This is a genomic window from Mesorhizobium sp. M5C.F.Cr.IN.023.01.1.1, from assembly GCF_003997585.1.
Taxonomy (GTDB): Bacteria; Pseudomonadota; Alphaproteobacteria; order Rhizobiales; family Rhizobiaceae; genus Mesorhizobium; species Mesorhizobium wenxiniae.
The window spans coordinates 1-881 of record NZ_RZSU01000245.1; the positions used below are offsets into that span (position 1 = coordinate 1).

Annotated in this window: 1 pseudogene; it reads left to right on the plus strand. The window is 65.8% G+C overall.

Annotation, left to right across the window (positions count from 1 at the left end):
* Window positions 1-881 (plus strand): annotated as a pseudogene (locus EOA78_RS35590) (translocation/assembly module TamB); the annotation flags it as partial.

The following is an 881-nucleotide window of genomic DNA, read 5'->3' on the forward strand; positions in this document are numbered from 1 at the left end:
ATCTCAACCTTAAGGCGGTTGCGGCTTCCGCAGCATTGCCGGCGGCAGTGCGCGGCGTGCTCGCCGAGCGGACGCAGCTCAGCGCGGCACTGAAGCGCGATGCCAATGGCAATATCACCGCCAACGCGATCAGGCTGGTGTCCGGCGCGCTGACCGCCGACGGGCAGGCCAGCCTTGCCGACAATAAACTCGCCGCCGACATCAAGGGCGCGCTGGCCGACATCTCGCTTCTGTCCGGGGATGCCAAGGGCGCCATCGCCTTCGCGCTGAATGCGCAAGGCTCCAGCACAGCGCCCGACCTGTCGCTGACGGTCAACAGCGACCGGCTTTCGGTGGCCGAACGCGAGATCACCGGGCTGAGGCTCACCGCCACCGGCAAGGCCGATGCCGCCAACCCGGCGGCCAATGTGCAACTGTCCGGAAATGTCGCGGGCCAGGCCCTGCAAGGCAGCGCCGTGCTGGCGACGTCCGACGGCAAGCGCGCCATCAACGGACTTCTCCTGTCGCTCGGCAAGAACCGGATATCAGGCGACCTGGCACTTGATAATGCCTTCGTGCCGTCCGGTACCGTGGCCCTCGACCTGCCTGATATCGGTCCGCTCGCAGCCCTTGCCCTGGAAAAGGCGGAAGGCGACGTGCGCGGCACGATCGTATTCTCGAAGACCCGCGATGCGCCTGATGTCGCCATCAAGGCTTCGACGGCTTCGATTACGCGCGGCGATCTTTCGGCAAAGACGGTCACCATCGATGCGCGGATCGCCAACTATCTCGCCGCACCGGTGATCTCCGGAAAAATCCGCGCCGACAGCGTCACCTCCGGCGGCACCGTCATTCGCGGCATCGATGTCGATCTCACCCGCGACGGCGACTGGACCGGCTTT